At 36.3% G+C, this 18163-nt stretch carries 20 protein-coding genes; all 20 read left to right on the top strand.

Annotation, left to right across the window (positions count from 1 at the left end; translation table 11 throughout):
• Positions 1-45: 45 nt before the first annotated feature.
• The 20 genes from VB796_RS08765 to VB796_RS08670 all read left to right on the top strand — a co-directional run bounded on the left by VB796_RS08765 (position 46) and on the right by VB796_RS08670 (position 18162).
• Complete coding sequence (locus tag VB796_RS08765) at positions 46-504, top strand: hypothetical protein (protein WP_323346151.1); 459 nt, start codon at positions 46-48, stop codon at positions 502-504.
• Positions 501-1400, top strand: a complete 900-nt coding sequence (locus VB796_RS08760) for a hypothetical protein (RefSeq protein WP_323346150.1) — start codon at positions 501-503, stop codon at positions 1398-1400. The genes VB796_RS08765 and VB796_RS08760 overlap by 4 nt, the downstream gene beginning before the upstream one ends.
• A complete protein-coding gene (locus VB796_RS08755) occupies positions 1401-4817 on the top strand; it encodes a hypothetical protein (RefSeq protein ID WP_323346149.1) in 3417 nt (1138 codons plus the stop codon).
• Complete coding sequence (locus VB796_RS08750; RefSeq protein WP_323346148.1) at positions 4817-6091, top strand: hypothetical protein; 1275 nt, start codon at positions 4817-4819, stop codon at positions 6089-6091. Before VB796_RS08755 ends, VB796_RS08750 begins: the two co-directional genes overlap by 1 nt.
• A 91-nt stretch (positions 6092-6182) precedes the next feature.
• The gene (locus VB796_RS08745; protein ID WP_323346147.1) at positions 6183-7508 is read left to right on the top strand and encodes a S49 family peptidase; all 1326 of its coding nucleotides are present in this window, start codon (positions 6183-6185) and stop codon (positions 7506-7508) included.
• 43 nt (positions 7509-7551) lie between these two features.
• Positions 7552-8577 (top strand): hypothetical protein, encoded by a 1026-nt coding sequence (locus tag VB796_RS08740; protein WP_323346146.1) that lies wholly within the window; start codon positions 7552-7554, stop codon positions 8575-8577.
• Positions 8578-8636: 59 nt separating this feature from the next.
• Complete coding sequence (locus VB796_RS08735; RefSeq protein WP_323346145.1) at positions 8637-8975, top strand: hypothetical protein; 339 nt, start codon at positions 8637-8639, stop codon at positions 8973-8975.
• A gap of 39 nt (positions 8976-9014) precedes the next feature.
• Positions 9015-9581 (top strand): hypothetical protein, encoded by a 567-nt coding sequence (locus VB796_RS08730; RefSeq protein ID WP_323346144.1) that lies wholly within the window; start codon positions 9015-9017, stop codon positions 9579-9581.
• Between the two features lie 37 nt (positions 9582-9618).
• A complete protein-coding gene (locus VB796_RS08725) occupies positions 9619-9846 on the top strand; it encodes a hypothetical protein (RefSeq protein ID WP_323346143.1) in 228 nt (75 codons plus the stop codon).
• Positions 9847-9914: 68 nt separating this feature from the next.
• Positions 9915-10598 carry a hypothetical protein gene (locus VB796_RS08720; RefSeq protein ID WP_323346142.1) on the top strand — a complete coding sequence of 228 codons (684 nt, stop codon included), beginning with the start codon at positions 9915-9917 and terminating at the stop codon, positions 10596-10598.
• Between the two features lie 97 nt (positions 10599-10695).
• Positions 10696-11139 carry a hypothetical protein gene (locus VB796_RS08715; protein WP_323346141.1) on the top strand — a complete coding sequence of 148 codons (444 nt, stop codon included), beginning with the start codon at positions 10696-10698 and terminating at the stop codon, positions 11137-11139.
• Entirely contained in the window at positions 11132-11380 is a 249-nt protein-coding gene (locus tag VB796_RS08710) for a hypothetical protein (RefSeq protein ID WP_323346140.1), read from the top strand. The genes VB796_RS08715 and VB796_RS08710 overlap by 8 nt, the downstream gene beginning before the upstream one ends.
• Position 11381: 1 nt before the next feature.
• Entirely contained in the window at positions 11382-11966 is a 585-nt protein-coding gene (locus VB796_RS08705; RefSeq protein WP_323346139.1) for a hypothetical protein, read from the top strand.
• Entirely contained in the window at positions 11963-13579 is a 1617-nt protein-coding gene (locus VB796_RS08700; RefSeq protein ID WP_323346138.1) for a hypothetical protein, read from the top strand. Before VB796_RS08705 ends, VB796_RS08700 begins: the two co-directional genes overlap by 4 nt.
• A gap of 262 nt (positions 13580-13841) precedes the next feature.
• On the top strand, positions 13842-14234 hold the full coding sequence (locus VB796_RS08695) for a hypothetical protein (RefSeq protein WP_323346137.1): 393 nt from the start codon (positions 13842-13844) through the stop codon (positions 14232-14234).
• Positions 14235-14333: 99 nt separating this feature from the next.
• The gene (locus VB796_RS08690; RefSeq protein WP_323346136.1) at positions 14334-15161 is read left to right on the top strand and encodes a DUF932 domain-containing protein; all 828 of its coding nucleotides are present in this window, start codon (positions 14334-14336) and stop codon (positions 15159-15161) included.
• A complete protein-coding gene (locus VB796_RS08685) occupies positions 15158-15622 on the top strand; it encodes a JAB domain-containing protein (protein ID WP_323346135.1) in 465 nt (154 codons plus the stop codon). Before VB796_RS08690 ends, VB796_RS08685 begins: the two co-directional genes overlap by 4 nt.
• 1 nt (position 15623) lies before the next feature.
• Complete coding sequence (locus VB796_RS08680) at positions 15624-15989, top strand: hypothetical protein (protein ID WP_323346134.1); 366 nt, start codon at positions 15624-15626, stop codon at positions 15987-15989.
• Between the two features lie 401 nt (positions 15990-16390).
• Complete coding sequence (locus VB796_RS08675; protein WP_323346133.1) at positions 16391-16753, top strand: hypothetical protein; 363 nt, start codon at positions 16391-16393, stop codon at positions 16751-16753.
• Positions 16754-16755: 2 nt separating this feature from the next.
• Positions 16756-18162: a hypothetical protein gene (locus tag VB796_RS08670; RefSeq protein ID WP_323346132.1), complete on the top strand. Its 1407-nt coding sequence runs from the start codon at positions 16756-16758 to the stop codon at positions 18160-18162.
• Position 18163 lies beyond the last annotated feature (1 nt).

Below are 18163 nucleotides of genomic sequence, written 5' to 3'. Positions count from 1 at the left end.
ACGGTGTCATTGTTTAAAACTAACAATTAATATAATTTTTTTTATATGAAATTAACAGTAGCAATGTTCCCTGACACGTATAAATTTCTGTTAAGAAAGATGTCAGACGATAAGTATAATGAGAAAGATAAAGAGGTTTATCGTGCTGTATGCTTAAGCTATTTTCAAAATTCTTTACGTCGAAAAACCTATTTGCCTAACCTATTAAAAAGAAAAGCAAGCAATCGTTTGACAAATGATTATTTAATTGAGCTATCCGCAGATAAGATAAGAAAGTTTAGAGATGAACAAGAAGTAGATTGGGAGGCCAATGTAAAGTTTAATTGTTTTCTACGTAAGCAATTAAAAATAGAGTTTATGGCTTTTATGAAGGGAGCTGTAACCTTCGGAAAACAAACTGTTGTGCAATCGGTAGAGAACTTCAAAGGCCTTTATGACCTTTCAGATGACGACATAAAAAGTGAAAATTTGATAAGATATTATCATCGTTTCAAGTCGGCATGAATGAATTAAATTTTTGTATGGGTATTCCTAAGCTTTCTGGAATACAGAAAGTAAGGATAGCCCTTGCTGAAAATATTGTTTGGCAGTATCAAGTTCGGAAATCTGAACTTGCTACTGCTTTTGTGTTTAAAGGTGGTATTGAGAAATGGATTGCTACTTATACTTCAGTCGATATGACAGGAGATTTATCAATCGAAGAAAGGAAATTGGATGTAGAATCAGTTGACCAATATACCCTAAAACTCTATTTCAGACATGATCAAGCAAGTTCTATTCAATTGCTTGATTGGATAGAGGCTAATTTTAGAAACAGAAAATTAGCCATCGAAGCTAAACTTGAAACTGGAGAAATCAGATATTTAAACCCTTTCACTCTTAGTAGAAAATACACCGTAAAAGAAGATGTTGGCCAACCTACTACAACAGAACTAACATTTTCTCCAGTTGCCCAGCTGGACACTGCCTCAAGAATCCTTGAAGATGAAATCATTTCCGTAAAAGTTGATTGTGGCAATAAAAAAGCCCTTGTAAAAACTACAAAACCTTCTGACAGCTATGAATTTGGATATAGTCTGACTGACAATATTCAAACTGTTAGCACATGGTCAAAAGGGAAGGTGATAATTCCTACAGGGAATGGATCGATCTACTTTTTTGTGAGAGATGAAAACGAACCGTTTGGTGATTTTCTATCTAAGAAATTTCAACTAAACTGTAATTATGGTGGATGTAGAATTACGATTAAATCAATCGTAGCACTATCTGTAAAACCTATTGTGGAAGAGTACGAAGACATTTTGACTGATGGAGAAATTGGTCAGGAGGATAATTACGAAGATATTGAACTAACAACCACGTGCAGAATTGAGATTAAAACTGCAAAACGAATAAACTAAATGAAAAAACTACTGAGTTTATTGATGCTTTTGCCCACACTTATTTTTGGGCAAATTTCACCTACTGTCAAGAATCCAGATGGTAGTATTGTGCTTTCTGGAAAGGGAACACTTGGCGGATTGAACGATAATGTTCAATTAAGAAGATACAAGTTTCCCTCTCAAGGAAATTTTGAGCTTTCAGGTTATTTTAGATCTATTTCCAACAAAAATTCAGCCGTTGGTTTTTTGTTTCGAAATGAAGGGACACCTTCTAACAAAAGCCTTGCAACGGCTGGAGTAATTCTACAAAGAGATAGTATGAAGTGTGTCATTCGATATAAGAATAACACTACGATGGATTTCGTAGCCAGCACTCCAGGCATTACGTTGCCGTGTAGAATTAAGATTGAAAAAAATGGAGATTCCTTCAAATATTATTACTCAAAACAGCCTGAAAGTGCCAATTCAATCAATTGGATTTTGGTACTTAAAGTTGAGAATGTATTCAAGGACTGGACGGGACTAAATCATAATATTCTAAATCCCGTTGGGGCAACAAATGCAACAGCTGTTTTAGCAGGATTGAGTTACAAAACTGTAACATTAGACCCCGTAGATGTAGATACAAGACCAAGTTGTAACAACGGTGGTAATTTTACAATTGCCTCAGTTACAAACACTTCTGGAACATTATACAATGTTGATTTTAATGCAGCTAATCTTTCAAATACTCAAGTTGTCCTGAAAAATAGTTCAAATGCAATTGTAAAAGATTTCACACAGTCAATCACTGCACGGCCACAGTTAATTGATTTAGGATTATTGAGTACCGATACTTACAAACTTCAATTTGTTGGAAAAAGCTGTTTCGGAACAAGTAATTCTTATTCGTTTAATGTTGTATCAAACACCAGTCCGACCAATGAACAGCTTGTAATTGTGATGGCTGGTGAGAGTAATGCAGGTAGTAGAGTACCTTCAGCTGATGCCTCAGCAGGTGATTTAGGATTAAGAGCAGGGGTAACAATTTTGAATAATAACACCCTTCAGTTAGAAGCAATCAACATTCCATCAAATAGCAATTTAGGTGAAAATGCTGCAATCTCTGGAGGATGGGGCTGGGAAGTTGGTATAGCAAACTTGAGAGCTTCAGGAGCATTAGCAAAAGATGTTGTTATTGTAAAAACAGCTCAAGGTGGTGCATTTGTAGGTCAGTATAACACCAATATTGCAAATGGATATTGGTCAATTTTACAGACAAGAATCAATGCCGTAAAAACTGCTTTACAAGCCCAGGGAAAAACACCAAAATTTAAGGTTATTTATTCGCAGGGAATTAATAATGCTGTTTTTCCTACATTAAGAGACTCACTTAATTACCCGAACTTAACTGGAATCAATTATTGGCAAGCAGCTACTTCAGCTCATTTTAATAATCTCAGAACTCTTTTAGGCACTGATACACAAATTTCGGTAATGAAGTTTTGGGGTTCGTATGGTACGTATCTTAATTCCGCAATTGATAATATTGTCAACTCCAATCCGCTTAATAGTTCATTTACTACAAGTGATTTAGCAATTCAGGGTGATGGACTCCATGTTGCAGCATCGGGAACTAAGGAAATACCAAGAAGAGCTTTGGATGCAATGGGCTTACTGAATGTTTCGGTGCCTATTGATAATGGGGGTGGAAGTGGTGGACCTGTAACAATTCCTGTCGTTAGTTCTTTTACTAATCCAATCAAGTCTGTTCCTTTTGAAACTACCAAAGGAAAGTATAATCCGAATCTATTTAGTAAGATTGGAACAGTATATTCAACTGATGCAATCTTAGGAAAAACCTACCCAAATTGGGCAATTGCTTGGCAAGCTGAAGGGTCTAATTTTGCTGTACATAATATGAAAACCTTTGATTTAGGGATTTCGTTTATGTATGACCAAATAAATGGATTTTATGGAGGGTACGGCCAACGTTGTACTGATTATATATATTTTAACCATCCTGCTACTTCAGATGAAAATTGCTTAAAGCCAAACACAACTCAGCCTTATCAGTTTACCGAATTTGTTTCAGCAATCCCTTTTGAGAAACGTGGATGGGCTACATACGGAGAAACTAATGTTCAAACTTGGCAAAATTATAGTCTTCAGCAGTTGTACAATGAAGGCATTAATGCCACAGGAGCTGTTCAGTACGGCTGGGGAGATAGAGTTAACAATAAGTCCAATACAGGACTGTCAAACGCTGATATTGAAAATGGTTTTGAGTTGGCTCAGGATGGTTCGAACAAACACCTTGCATTTCTTCAAGGCATGGGGGCGAGTTCTCAGGGGTATGTGTTCTCTCAGTATTCTGCTCCCTTGAATGTTGCCTACTTAGACCCTGCTAATTACCCACTCAATTCTTCAAGCCCTTCATCTGCATACCCTGCTTTGAAGCTCAATCCTGATGGTTCTTTACGGGGGGCAGGGAATGATGTAAACAATGTGCCATACTCTTCTGACTGGAATTTTAGCAATACATTAAGTCTTACAAATAAAAGCTTAAATGATTATAAAAATGTTTTGCCATGTGCAGAAGTTAGCTCATTAGCTGACGCTGCATTTCATCAAGGAGAAACGTTTGATGCTTCAGGAAGTGGAGAAATTAGAACTGTTAACAAATTCTATCCAAGCCCAAATGCTGATCATATTGTTGCTAATACGATTCATGCTGGAGAAGTAATCAAATGGTTTGTTAAGAACAAGTTAGACAATAGAAAAGTAGTATTACAGAGCAAAATTACCTGTGATAGACTTCAGCTCGGGATTACTTCTCAAGATCCAAACAATTTGACAACGAACACTTATGGCTATTCGTTAGCTAATGAAGGATTGAAGATGAAGCATTTTGATAGAGAATATGGGTTTGATATTGGTGCTTTTACGGCCATGACGGGATGTGAGTGGCAAATTTGGGACCGCAACACAGATGAATATCTGGACGGGTATCACGGTGCTTTCGGCATCATAAATTTGCTATATCAAAGAAAGAATTTCAGTAATGGTGTAACAAAATCTTTTGTTGACCTGAAGCCAACGGCCAATTTTCTTTTGTGGGATTCTGAAATTAGCTATGACAACGGAGCTACGTATGTAAAACAACAGGCTCAGGAGTATTTGAAGAACCGAAGAAACATTCCACAGAGACAATTTATTACTTCAGATGGTTATTGGGGTGGTTTTTTGGCAAGACCTGAAAATACAGAGGATAAAACTTGCAAGTTGAGAGTTACTTACAATGGTCAAACGTACACATATACAGTTACCGCCGACATGTGGGAAACTACAGACTACAATTATCGTAACACAGCTTTGTCAGCTTTGCCCGACGATAAGAAAGATTATCACTATTTCTTAGTAAAATTATCAGGTACAGGAGGAGCCGCACAATAATGATAACACCGCTTTTATTCACAACACAAGAAAGGAAGGTAGGGCAATTTATTGCCCTTACCGACTGTGAAGTCAATGAAAACATTGATGTTTTCAAGGATGGTGATTACTATGAATCTGTAATTGTAGATGTAATCTCCTACATTGCTTTTAGACCAGTTTGGAAATACGTGCCCACTGTAGCAGGTAGGTACAAATTCCGTAAAAGTGCAGGGGATGAAATTACAGATTTTTCAGGTGAAATTCTTGTGACTTCCTATGCTGTACCAGCTCCGACAATTAACACAAACAATGGAACTGTTGGGGTTAACTTGACAATTTCTGGAGTACAAGCAACGGACATTGTGAAGGTTTATCGAAGTAATACAACAGGTTCAGTTGATACTTTGACGGTTACAGGAACAACCATAACTTATGCTCCACCAAGCCCAGGCACTTATACTTTCAAAACAATTAGAGGAGTTGAAGAATCTGCATTTTCAATTGAAGTTGTAGTAGTTTCTGCTACTAACCAGTTGGCAGATTTAGCAATAGGAGGATTAGGACAACTTTTTGTAAATGATAGCAGAGATATTTTAGGCATTGCCAGTGGAGCAACTTTAGTCGTAAGACTTAATAATTTGCCAACTACGATTAATGTAGATTATCAGCTTACTGGAATTAATATAAAGTTCCTGAAGGCAGGAGACTACAAAATTTGGCAAACTAAAGCCTCTTTTGTAGATTCTGCAAAATTAGCAGTAAGTGTAGCTGAAGGTGTGAAACCAAATTTGCCAACACCAACATTAAGTGGAAATGCCGTAACCGTTGGCGGAACAATAACCGTTACAAATATTGCTCAATTTGACAGTATTTCACTAAAGAAAGGGCAAAGTACAGCAGTTTTAGCAGGTGATTACAGCCTTTTAGGAGGAGTAATTACGTTCCTAAACGTTGGAAGTTACAGAGTGTACGGTCATAAACTTAATTACAACGATTCTGAATTAAGTTCAACAATTGACGTAACAGATGTATCCGTTCCAAAAACTGAAAAAGTTCTTCAGATAGATATGCTAAATTTATGTGGTAGTAAAATAACCGATTTGGAATTTGGCATGTCAACCTCACAGGATGTACAGCCGACAACTTGGTACAATCCTTTTGAAACTGGAGTGTCAAACTCTATTCCTTATGCAAAAATTAAGACAGTTGAGGATTTGTCTGCAACTTCTGTTATTTTTGCAAGAATGAAAAATGAACCGCTTTCAGTCTCAGTTGCGGTGACAATTCGTTAAATTTGGAAAGATGGTATTCAAACGTAGTATGGCTTCATACTACGTTTTTTTTTGTCCTTTCTAAAACATAATTATATGTTGAGTTTTGAGCATGAGTTTCAGAAATCGACATCTAATACACTCCCTCAATTCGGGATTTTGGCATATTCGGAAGGATTCCGCTTTTGCTTATTTACCGTCAGCTCTCAACTTTTTAGGCTTGACAAATTCCCCATCTGCATTTGGTGATACAGAAAGAAAAGAAGCTCAAGCAAAAGAAGCAATACAACGTTTTGTGTCTGCTTATTCCTTAGATTCTCAACCTTACATTGAATCTTGGTATTATGATTATCCTCCATTTTTGGTAGATAATGTTCTTGTTATTCCAATCATGGAAGTGATTGATCAAGAAGATTATTGTGGAGTTGCAGGCACAAACACCATTACAGCATGGTACGAAATGGCTGCTAAAGATTCTGAAATTTTGGGAGTAGTTGAGTTGATGAATTCACCTGGAGGAAGTGTTTTTGGAACTGACGAATTAGCTACTTACAAGCTATCATACCCAAAGCCGATTGTTACTCAGGTAACAGGAATGAACTGTTCAGCGGCTCAGTATATTTCTTCTTCTTCAAATCATATTCAATGCTCTTCAAAAAACTGTTTAGTAGGTTCAGTCGGTGTAATGACAACCTTCAGAAGCTTTAAAGAATACTACAAAAAGCAGGGTATTGACATCCGTGAAATCTACTCAAAAGCAAGTCCGAAAAAGAACGAAGCTTCCCGTTTAGCAGCTGAAGGAAATGACACTGGATATACCGATGGGGTATTATTTAGCATGGACACAACCTTTATGGATTTTATCAAAACTCAACGACCAGCCGTAACAAAAGATGTTCTGGATGGTGCTGACATGACAGCAGATAAAGGTATGTTGAATGGATTAGTGGATAGCATTGGCACACTAAAAGAAGCCGTACAAAAAGTACAAGAATTAGCACAAAATCAAACCAACAATACAGACATGAGTAACAAAACTGATAAAAAGATAGTAGGCTTTAGAACTGACAATCCAGTTCTTTTAGCAGCTGCAAAAGCACTAAATGCCACTATCATTGAAGGAGATGAAACAACTCCTCCAGCTGATGATGACAATGCCTCAGCAAACAATAATGATGCTACTCCTCCAGCAGGAACACAAGATCAAGCAACTCCAGGTATTGCGGCAATTATTGCAGAGCAATTGAAACCAATTACGGCTTCATTAAAAACAATTCAAGAAGACCATAAAGCATTGATGGGTAAAAATGACCGTAGTGATGCTCAAGGTCAAGCTCTTGTAGGCAAAGATGGAAAGAATGATTTATCAGCAAAAAAAGATGATGATGAAGAATGGACTTACAGTTATGCAAAAGCTAATCCAACTATCTCAAAATAGATTAGCTTAAACTTATTTTTTCAAGCACTTAACCACTAATACAATGCCAGTAATAAACACTTTCGGCCAATCGAATGAATCTGTTAACATTAGCAAGATTCTTACGTTTGCCCAAAAATACGGACCAGATATGTTCCGTGAATTTATGAATGATTCTGAGTTTGCTACTCACTTCCCAATTTACAATGGAGTAGTCAACGAAATGGGATTCATGAAAATTAGCACAGATGGCATGTTAGGGCCATACACAGGAAAGATTGAAAATGACGGTGGAGAATTTACTTATTCTCAAAGAAAATTAACCGTAAAAGTTGGACAGGCAAACTTAGCTTTTGATCCTGAAACAATCAGACCTACGGTTCGTGCTAATCAAATTGTTACTTCTCTTACAAGCTTAAAGCAAGTTCCAGATCAAGCTTTGCTTTTAGGGGAGTTTATGAGACGTTTGCAAGCTGGATTGAATGACAATACTTTCTATAAAGGAGATACATCATTAGCCGTTGCACCAGGTAATAAGGTGTTGAGATGGGCAGATGGTCTTGAAAAGGACTTGTTGGCTTGTATTGCCGCAGGTTCAGACAAATATGATGGTATTGTTCCCGCCACTACAGCTGCTTGGGATGCAGGTTCGGGAGATAATGCAAACTTCACATCTGGAAATATGATTGAAGGTTTTGAGGCAGTTGATGATCAGTTTACTGGAGCTGCTGCTAAAGAAGATAGAACTATTTTTTGTGCTCCTCACGTATTTAAGAAATACAACAAGGATTACAAGAGAAGACACAAGACAAACCCTACCTATGAAAAATTCAATGGTGGACGTTTTGGATTTGTGATGATGGATGATACCAACGATAAAGTAAAAATTGCTTCAGCTACTTGGTTAGGTACATCAAACCGAATTATTGATGTAATCGACGGTTCTATCGTTGGAGGCTGTGATATTCCTGGAATGATTAGCTCTCTTGACGTTCAAAAAATTGGTTTTATTTTCCACTTCTTATGTAAGTCAATTTTCGGGGTGAAAATCGTGAATCCTGAAGGAGTAAAAACCAATACTTTAGCTTAATATCTAACCACTTCAATAGGGTAATCTGTAATGGATTACCCTAATAATTACTCAAGACAATGACTCCAGAAGAAATCAAAAAATTACAAGATGAAAATGCATCCTTAAAAAAAGCCAATAAGGATAAGGATTCTGCAATTTCAGAATTGACTGCACAAGTAGCCTCAGCTACAGCTGTAGCAGGAAAGAAAACCGTAAAAATTGGTGAAAAGCAATATGTTCTTTTATACCCAGAAATTACCCACGAAGGCAAAAAAATAAAAGCTGAAGATTTTATTGCTAATGAAAAATTGGCGGCTGAAGTTTTAGAATTTGATGCTGGAGTATTTGAAGAAGTAGTAATTCCAGAAAAAGCTGAAAAGCCTGCAATACCAGTTGCTGAAAAGGCTAAGAAATAGGGTTTTCAATTAAACATTAACGCTTAACCACTTAATACGATGCCAACGCAATCTTGTATAAAGCCAAAAATTCAAAATATTAGTCTTTGCCCAAATCCAGAGGATAATCTCTCAGGCTACAAAGATTACATTGCATTAGCCTTACAAGCTGATGTAACAACGATGCCAAGCCGTCCTGTATATTCAGCTACGATTACTGGAAAAGATTATGCCACAGCAGTTGCAGCTACTCCAGCCACTGCTTTTGGTTCAACTGCCGTTTGGGGTAAGTTAGAAGTCAAAGAAGGTTCATTAAAAGTTGTAACAAAACCAAAATCTAATTTTAAGGACTCTTCAGCAGTTGTTACCGAAATAACATTTGAAGTAGTTGACAATGAAGATAATTACGGGTATTTAATGTTGCTTTCAAATGCTCCACTGCATACTGTTGTAGAGAAAAACAATGGAAAAATGTTGTGGTGTGGTGATGCAGGTAAAGCCGCAAAATTGATGGATGTCAGCCGTGAAAATGCCTCAGAAAAAGGATTGATTTCGGTGAAAATTGAGTTTGGGGTATTATCTCCACTTTACTTACCATCTGGAACAACAATCAGTTATGTAGCTTAGTAATAGGCTACATAATTCATCTTAAAATTTTAGCAAAATGGGACAAATAAAATTAACTCCAGAGGTAGATGAAATCTATGAGGTAAATCCTGAATGGGAAGCTAAGAGCTTTGACATTTCTGGTATTCAAGATGGAAAAATCGACTTAGAAACAATCACTCTTTTTGACGTAAAACGATTGAAAGAGTGGAAACGAAATAACGATGATCAGCCACGGGATTTCTTGCCGATGTTAGTCGAAAAAAAAAAGGACTTAGCAGAGTAAAGAAGCCATCTGGAAACAAATAATCAAAAAAGGGTTTGGCTAACGTCACACCCTTTTTTTTCGTGAATATGAAAGATTTAAAGGCTTGGTTATCATCTGAAAGAAGTTTTAACGAAGGAATTGACCTAATGCGAAAGTATTGTCAGTCATCCATTTGGATTAATATAATCTTTCAAATTGGTGAAACTGACTACTCCAGAGGGGTACTTATTCGGGAGTTACAAACCGTGAGTGATGAGTTATCTGAAAAGGTTAAGAAGGGTAAACATTCTGAATTGAAAGTAGCAAAGCCTCTTAGAGCTTCAGAGCAATCAAATGCACCTGATATCATCAAAGAGAAAAGGCAAAGGAGAGTTAGATGTTATTCAGAAATGAACAGACTTCATTTTCAGCTTGTATTGCACGCCGAGAGTATAATGAACAATAAACCTTCAATGAGTGACGATGAGGCTAAAGAGACAGCTTTAGAGCTTCAGAGAAGGCTATTGGAACATGATAAACTTTGGGATGTAATTAATCAATATGATGCTGACAGAACTATCATTGAAGAGCCTGAGACGATTGCTATACAAGCTAAAAGCAGAGAAAGTTTAGTAGCATTAAAATACAACCTAAGAACGTACATAGCACCCAGTAAACTAAAAGATAAACCTGAACCCGATAGAACTAACTACGTAGCTAAAATAAAAGCACAAATTAGAGATATTGATAATCAACTAAGTGAAATCGAAGATGAGTTTATTCCAATTTAACGAATTAAAAAAGAAGTCTGAATGTATTGTTTTTCCAAGTTTAATATCAGATACAAGTATTAATTACAGTAGTGAAATTAAAGAGATTGTTGAGCTAATGACTGAGTATAATTTGATTATGTTCAGAACTGAAGGGAGATGGTCGCTTTATACATTAGTCTGTAAGATTATTGAGAAATACGGAGTTTGTAGCTTGTATTTCTCCAGTTGGGGGTTATCCGAAGAGCCTTTACGTGCTTTGCACAACCTAAAAGAAAAAGGTCTATTGAGTGATTTATATTGCTTATTAGATTATAGAATCAAGGAAAGACAAGCTAAAGCTTTCCAGCTTTGTGAAGGTATTTCGACAAAAATAGGATTGATGAAAAGTCATGAAAAAGTTTCAGTTATTGAAACTCAAAATGGTCAATTCATCACTATTGTAGGTTCATTGAATTGGACAAGAAATAACAAAAATGAAGCTGGAGTAATCATTAATTCAGTCGAAATTGGTCAATCATCGAAAGCTTTCATGCAAAAAATGATAGACAAAAATGACTAACGAACAAAGAGCTGAAGTTGAAAACTTTGCTGGATTATTCACATTCACCAAAGCACAAATTTGCCAAATTACAGGCGTTGACATTAACGATAGTGAGCTTGATGATGCCATCATAAAAGGAGAACTTTTGAGTAAAGCAAGAGTGATGCAAAGCAAGATAAGTTTAGCACAATCTGGGAGCTCAGAAGCTCAAAAGCAGGTTGAAAAATTGATTAAACAAAAACAAAAAAAAAGGTTCTAATATGGCAAAGAAGCAGGTTAAGCAGGTTAAAACAAGTAAGGGAATTAAGGGTGCTTTAGTATTAGCCACAAAAAAGAAATACTATACTCTTTCTGAAAAATTAGCTGAAAAGAAGTCAGTCAGAGACTTCATTTTGGATGAATTGACAGTTCCTTCAGCTGAGAGAAAAACCCGTAGAGACTTGATTTTTGAGATAATTAAGGAGTATTATATTTCCCGTCCAAATGCCTACAAAATTTACAATGAAGTCGTTTCGGAAGTTAATCCACAAGAGAGCTTTACAAAGTACGAAATACAGATATTCCTTTACGATGAATACACAACCGCCATTGATGCAGCTTATGATCAAGATGAGCTGGATGTTAAGTCAATTGCTATGCTTTTAGCAGGATTGCAAAAATTGAAAGAGAATTGGGTAGATATGCCTACGGAACAAGAAGAATTACCAGTACCAATATTTAGCTCACAACCAACACTTTTACCTAACTACAAACCAGAAATGCAAGCCAAAATTGATGCTTTAGTAGCTACTCTTAGAGCTAAGAAAGCAGAACCAATTGAGGATATTGCACATGAAGAATTATGAAACAACAGCTGAAGACTTTAAAGTACATTTACTACCATGCGGCACAAATCTTAACTAACCTGATTTGTGCCGCAATCAGTTTAAATATATGGGGAAGGGGTACAGGTAAAACATACGGAGTTACCAGCCCAAAATCTTACTATTTTGCTATCACGATGCCACGAAGTGTGGGAGCAATTGGCTGTCCGAGCTATCAGCACATGATGGAACATATCTTTCCTCAGGTAGTGAAAGGATGGGAAACAATGGGCTTGGTAGAAGGCAAAGACTTTGTTTGTTTTGAAAAGCCTCCAGCACACTTTGATAGACCGCATATTCGACAAAAAGACTATAAACGTTGTATACATTTCCGCAATGGATCGGTGGTAAAGCTGTTTAGTTTCAATTACAATTCATTATCAAATGGTGATTCTATCGACTGGATGATTATTGATGAGGCAAGGTTATGCAAGGAAGAAAAAGTTTCAGCGGCCATCAAATGTTTGAGAGGCAATGAAGAGCATTTTGGACATTTAAGCCAACACAAGTCTATCACTTTTGTGACAGATATGCCATCTACACCAAGTGAGTTCTGGTTGTTTAAATTCTTTGCCCAGGAAAAGACAGATACTAAAGCTAAGGTTGAAGAATTGGCAGAAATTAAAGGGTATTTAGATACTCAAATTGCTACTACAAAGAATAAGGCAGAGAAGAAAATCTATATTGATCAGTCTTTATTGATTAATGAAGAGCTGAATACTTTATGTACTGAATTGACATACGTTAGTTTAGCTGATAGCCTTGAGAACATCTATGCTTTAGGGTACAATACAATCAAGCAATGGTTAAGGTCTGATGAAAAGCCAATCTTTGACACATCTGTACTGAATAAGATTCCTAAGATGGTAGCCAATTGTTTCTATCCTGATTTAGATAAGGATAAGCACGGGTATATTACACCTGAGAGTGATTACAGTGATGTAATAGACTACCGTGAGGAAAGAGATTGTCGATGGGATGGTGATATAGATGAAGACCAGCCTTTATTCATTGGTATGGACTACAACAGTGATATATCTTGTATCTCAGTTGGCCAGCTAAAAGGAAATCAGATAACACTGCTAAAAGTATTTTGGGTATTAGCACCGCTCAAGCGAGCCGATGTACTCAGAGACTTCATGAACTATTATTCCTTTCTAAAGCACATGGAAATAATATACTTCTATGACAATACAGCCGTTGCAACCGATGCTGATAAGAACGAAGAAGAAACCTATGCGGCCAATACGGTGAATGAATTGGAAGAAGAAGGATTCAAAGTGACACCTATCTACTTAGTACAAACTGACCACGAGTTTAGATATAACATGATAGCGGCAGTGCTTACAGGGGGGACGTTGCAATATCCTTTTACATTTGCCTATAACATGGAAAATGCAGGACAATTTGAATATTGTGCAACAAGAGTACAAACTCAATTAATTAATAAAAACGGCCGTATGAAATTTGAAAAAGATAAGAGGCAAGAGAAAGCCCGCAAAGTTAGGCCTGAAAATTCGGTGCATATTACTGAAGCTTTTGACACTATGTTTAACGGAATGATAAAATACGCTGAAAGCACAGTTAGTGCCTAATACTCACATATTAAAGCATTTTTAAAAATGCAGTTGCATGGATGGAATAGGGCGTGTTACGTCCGATTTCATTTTTTAAATTTTTTGAATATTTCATTTTTCTTACAAGTGTTTGAAAATCAAATATTTATACATTTTTTTTCGATAATTTGCTTGTTTAAGTGCCCTCATTTCGTAACTTAGTGTAACGAAATGAGGGAAGAACCTCAGTTTTGAGGGCTTATTTCGGATAATTATTTTTAATTTTTAACACATAATAAAAATGTCAAACGTACAAAGCACCCCTAAAAAGGAGCAGGCTCAAGTATTGCCTAATCCTCAGTCTTCAGCATCTAAAACAGATGTAATCATTCACCCAAGTTTAGAGGAAATTAAACCTCTAAAGTCCGTTTCGGACGTTGCAAAATCCGTAATAAATCTTAGTAGCTTGTTAAAGCAACATGAAAATTTCCAAGTACGCTTATCTGAAATTCACGACTTTAAACAGTTGTTAATTGATGGTTCGGGTTGTACTATGAAAATAACCCATGCAAGCGGAAAAGAAATAAGTTTCCAAAATGTTGATAGCATCAAGAAATTTATAATAGAAGCTTTTGAAGGTGGCGAAATTGCTTTAGTAGAATTAGAGCAAAAAATCACAAACCACACTTTGTAGAAAAAAGAACGGTTACAGGGGAAGAACCTGTAACCGTCTCTAACACATTGTTCAAATGTCATCGAACAACATACAAAACTAACAAAACTTTCTAATATTATGCAAACTCAATCATTAAATTGGGATGTAATCGAACGCCCTATTTTTAGCAATTTCAAGCAAGTAAACGGATATAAGGCTATTTACCGAAGCGACACAGACGAACTTTTACACATAGCAAAAAACAGCTATACGCCCACAACTAACGAACGATTTTTAGAAACTGTTTACAGGTTAAGCCAAATTACAGGCTATCCAGTAGAACTATACGATGAGATTGCAGGAGGTAAAAAAACGCTTGCGTTTCTCAAATGTTTAGAGCCTTCCAGGATAAACGGTTATGATTTCAAAGATTATCTTTTAATCGGTAATTCACACGATGGAAGTACAGGGTTTTTTGTTGGTAATTCCAACATAATGGTACGTTGTGAGAACCGTTTTACAAAGCAGTTTAGACAAATCCAAATTAACCACACAAAAAACCATAGTTTTAAAATAGACAGTTTGGCGGGTTCATTTTCTAACTATACAAGACAACGACAACGTTTTTATGATGAATTTGCGGAGTACATTGATTTTGAAATAGTAGAAGAAGACAAACAAAGTTTAGTCAATTTAATTGCTGATGTAACACCACATGAACGAGAAGACAATAAATTGATTTCAACCCGAAAAAACAACATCATAAGAGATATTAACGAGAGCATAAGAATCGAAACCAACGAATTAGGAAATAACCTTTTCGGGTTATTTAATGGAATTACACACAATACAACCCACACCCGAAAACAGAAAGAAGCTTCTTTCTGTAATGCAATAGGCACAAACGCAGAACTAAATGCCAAAACCTTAAATTTTTGTCAAAACTTAATTGAGATAAGAAAATGAAAAAATTAATCATTCCCGAAATAGAAATTTCGCTACAATACAAGAACAACGTTAAGCAATCAGAACTATTTACTATTGAAACTGTAGAAGATTGTGAAATAGTACTCAGACAAATATTTGATAGTTCTACTTTTTTGTGGCGTGAAGAATTGCTTTTATTATGTGTCAATTGTGCCAATAAAGTAGTAGGAAGTTATAAAATATCAGTTGGAGGAATTAACTCTACAATATGCGACCCCAAAGTAATATTTACAATTGCCTTAAATGCAGGAGCAACAGGAATAATTTTAGCACACAATCACCCGAGCGGAAATAGAACACCAAGTCCCGCCGACAAAGAAACCACAAAACGAGTTCAAAAAATTGGCGAACTATTGAATATTAAACTAATTGAACACATGATTTTAACACAAGAGGATTATTACTCATTCTCCGTAAATGGACTTTTAAATAATTTCTAAAATGTACAAAGAACTAAAGAACCAACACCCCGAATTAAAAGAATGTTTTTACGCATTCTCTAACCAACAATTTGCCGAAGGAGTAAAAGAAAAAAACTTGGAAGGCAAGAAAATTTTAAAAGCTATGTATGGACTATTTGGAACAAAAGAAGGATTAGACGAGATGCAAGCACATTATGAAAATGTACAGAATAAAATCAGAGAACAATGCACTCCGCAAGAAATTTATAATTATGAGTTTGTTAATCATGAATGTGAATACACAGGAGACGACACGGAAGCCCTTGAAATCGTAGAAAATTATTTCGGTAAAGAATCTTTAAACACGTTAAACCGTTTCCCTTCCTACTTATTAAATGAGAACTAAAAAATATTACGCCCGAATGAGAAAGTTAAATAATACGGTTATGACTTCCCCACAACAATACAGAAAGCTAAGGCACAGTAAATTTGTAACCTATATCAGTAATTTAGGTATTAACAAAAATGGGAAAGTAAAGCATCTTATTATTTTCAAAAACAAAACCTCAATTTTTATCTATAATTAATTGTAAATCTTTCACGGCTAATCCCTTGCTAATAACCTTAGTAAGAAAGCCGTCGCCCCTACTATGGAGGCTATTGAGCAAAACACTTAATAGGCTTCTTTCCTTCGCAACATCCCCTCTCTTTCAACCTATTAAGTGTTTTGCTCAATAGCTGACGACAAAACCAACTTCAACCCTTTTTTGTCCTTTCTATCTGCTTTTGCCATAGCTAATTTCAACTATGGAATTCAACAAAAACGCTATTCCCATTGCGGAATTACCAATGAAAATGGAAGCATTTTCAGTCAAGCATGAGCCAATACCTTTTGATATAATCGTTTCCACTTGCAATTATTCTAAAAATCAAGGTGGACAAATTCTATTATTCGAAAATGTCATACAGGCCAAATTCATCAAGCTTGTACCGAAATACATCAACATTTCAGTATCAAAATCAATAATCAGTACCGTAAGGCCAGAACTTCAAAACAGAATAAGACGGGTTTTCTTCCTTGATTCTAAAGAAATCAGAAACGTAAACATCCGTTTTATTACTCATTTTAAGTTTCACCACGAACCAACATTCACCCGAATTGCATACTAAGCATGGAAATTACTCAAGACCCAGACTCAGGATTATATAACCTTCAAGGCGGTAGTATATTTGACCAGAACAATAATATTTTGTTCCAAATGTCTTCTGTCTCAAGCAGACTAAATGCACCTGCTTTATTGACAAAACCTGAAGAACTGAAAAGTGAAGTATTTTCACCAAATACCGCTGGAGTTCTCAAATACGGTGAAAACAATACCTATCCACAGGGCATCCGTTCAATTGTCGAAGGAAACAACACCTTAGATGCAGGTATTTTCCGTAGAGCCAATTCAATTTTTGCAAACGGTATCATCACAAAAGATCCTGATGGAAACCCAGTCAATTACGGTGAATTTACAAAGTTCAAACGCTCACACACCTCTTTTGCCTCACAGATTTATCAACAGATCTGTGATATGTTAGTCTTCAGATGGTCACCGATGGAGTATTTCTTCGACAATAAAGGTGAGAAAGTTTTAGGCATCTTTGCCCGTAATGCTGAACAATGCCGTTACGGATGGGATGATAAGAACAAAGTGTTAGACGGAACTATCTGGATGGATGCTCAGTGGGATAAATATGGAATGTCAATCCCTAAAACCGCTATCCAACGCCCACTTATTTACGAGTCCAACTTTGCTGTTGAAAGCCTAAAAGAACGTATCAAGTATAAGAAATACGTCAAAACAATCCAATTCCCTCACACCAAAAACGGCTATCCTAAATCATCAATTCAAGCACTCATTGATATGGGATGGATAGACATTTCTAACGATGAACCCCGTTACATCAAAGCTCTAATACAAAATAAAGCTACCGTCCTGACAGTAGTAAAAATAAAGGATTGGTACTGGGAAGCCCGTTTTGGCAAAAAAGAATGGGGAGAAATGACACCTACTGAACGTCAGTCCAAAAAGAAACTTGAGATTACAGATTTCAATAAAATGCTTTCTGGAATTGACAATGCAGGTAAAACCCTCATTGTAGATGTCAAAACAGAGTTTCTTCAGAATCGGTCAGCAAACGGCCAAATCATTGGAAAAACCAATTTTGATAATGTTCAAGAGGCATGGGAAGTTACTTTCTTAGAAGTTGCGAAATTAGATGGCAGTATCTCAACCTATGCCAATACTGCAAGGAAAGAGATCATGTTCGGAATCGGCCTTGACTGGATGACTGGAGGTGGACCAAATCAAGAAAACCAAACGGGTGGTTCAGCAAAACAGCAATCCAAAACCATTGAACTGATATTAGACGAATTTTTACGGACACTAATCTGTGAACAATTCTATTTCATCCGTGACTATAACGGCTGGTCTGAAGAGATGGAATTTGATTTTAACCTGCCAAATATGCCAACGTTGGCAACTGTAAACCCGAAAGACAGACAAATTACAGCATCTGATAGACCATCATAAA

Origin of the sequence: Arcicella sp. LKC2W (genome assembly GCF_034931005.1) — a bacterium.
GTDB lineage: Bacteria > Bacteroidota > Bacteroidia > Cytophagales > Spirosomataceae > Arcicella.
This window is presented reverse-complemented; position numbering and strand designations above follow the sequence as displayed.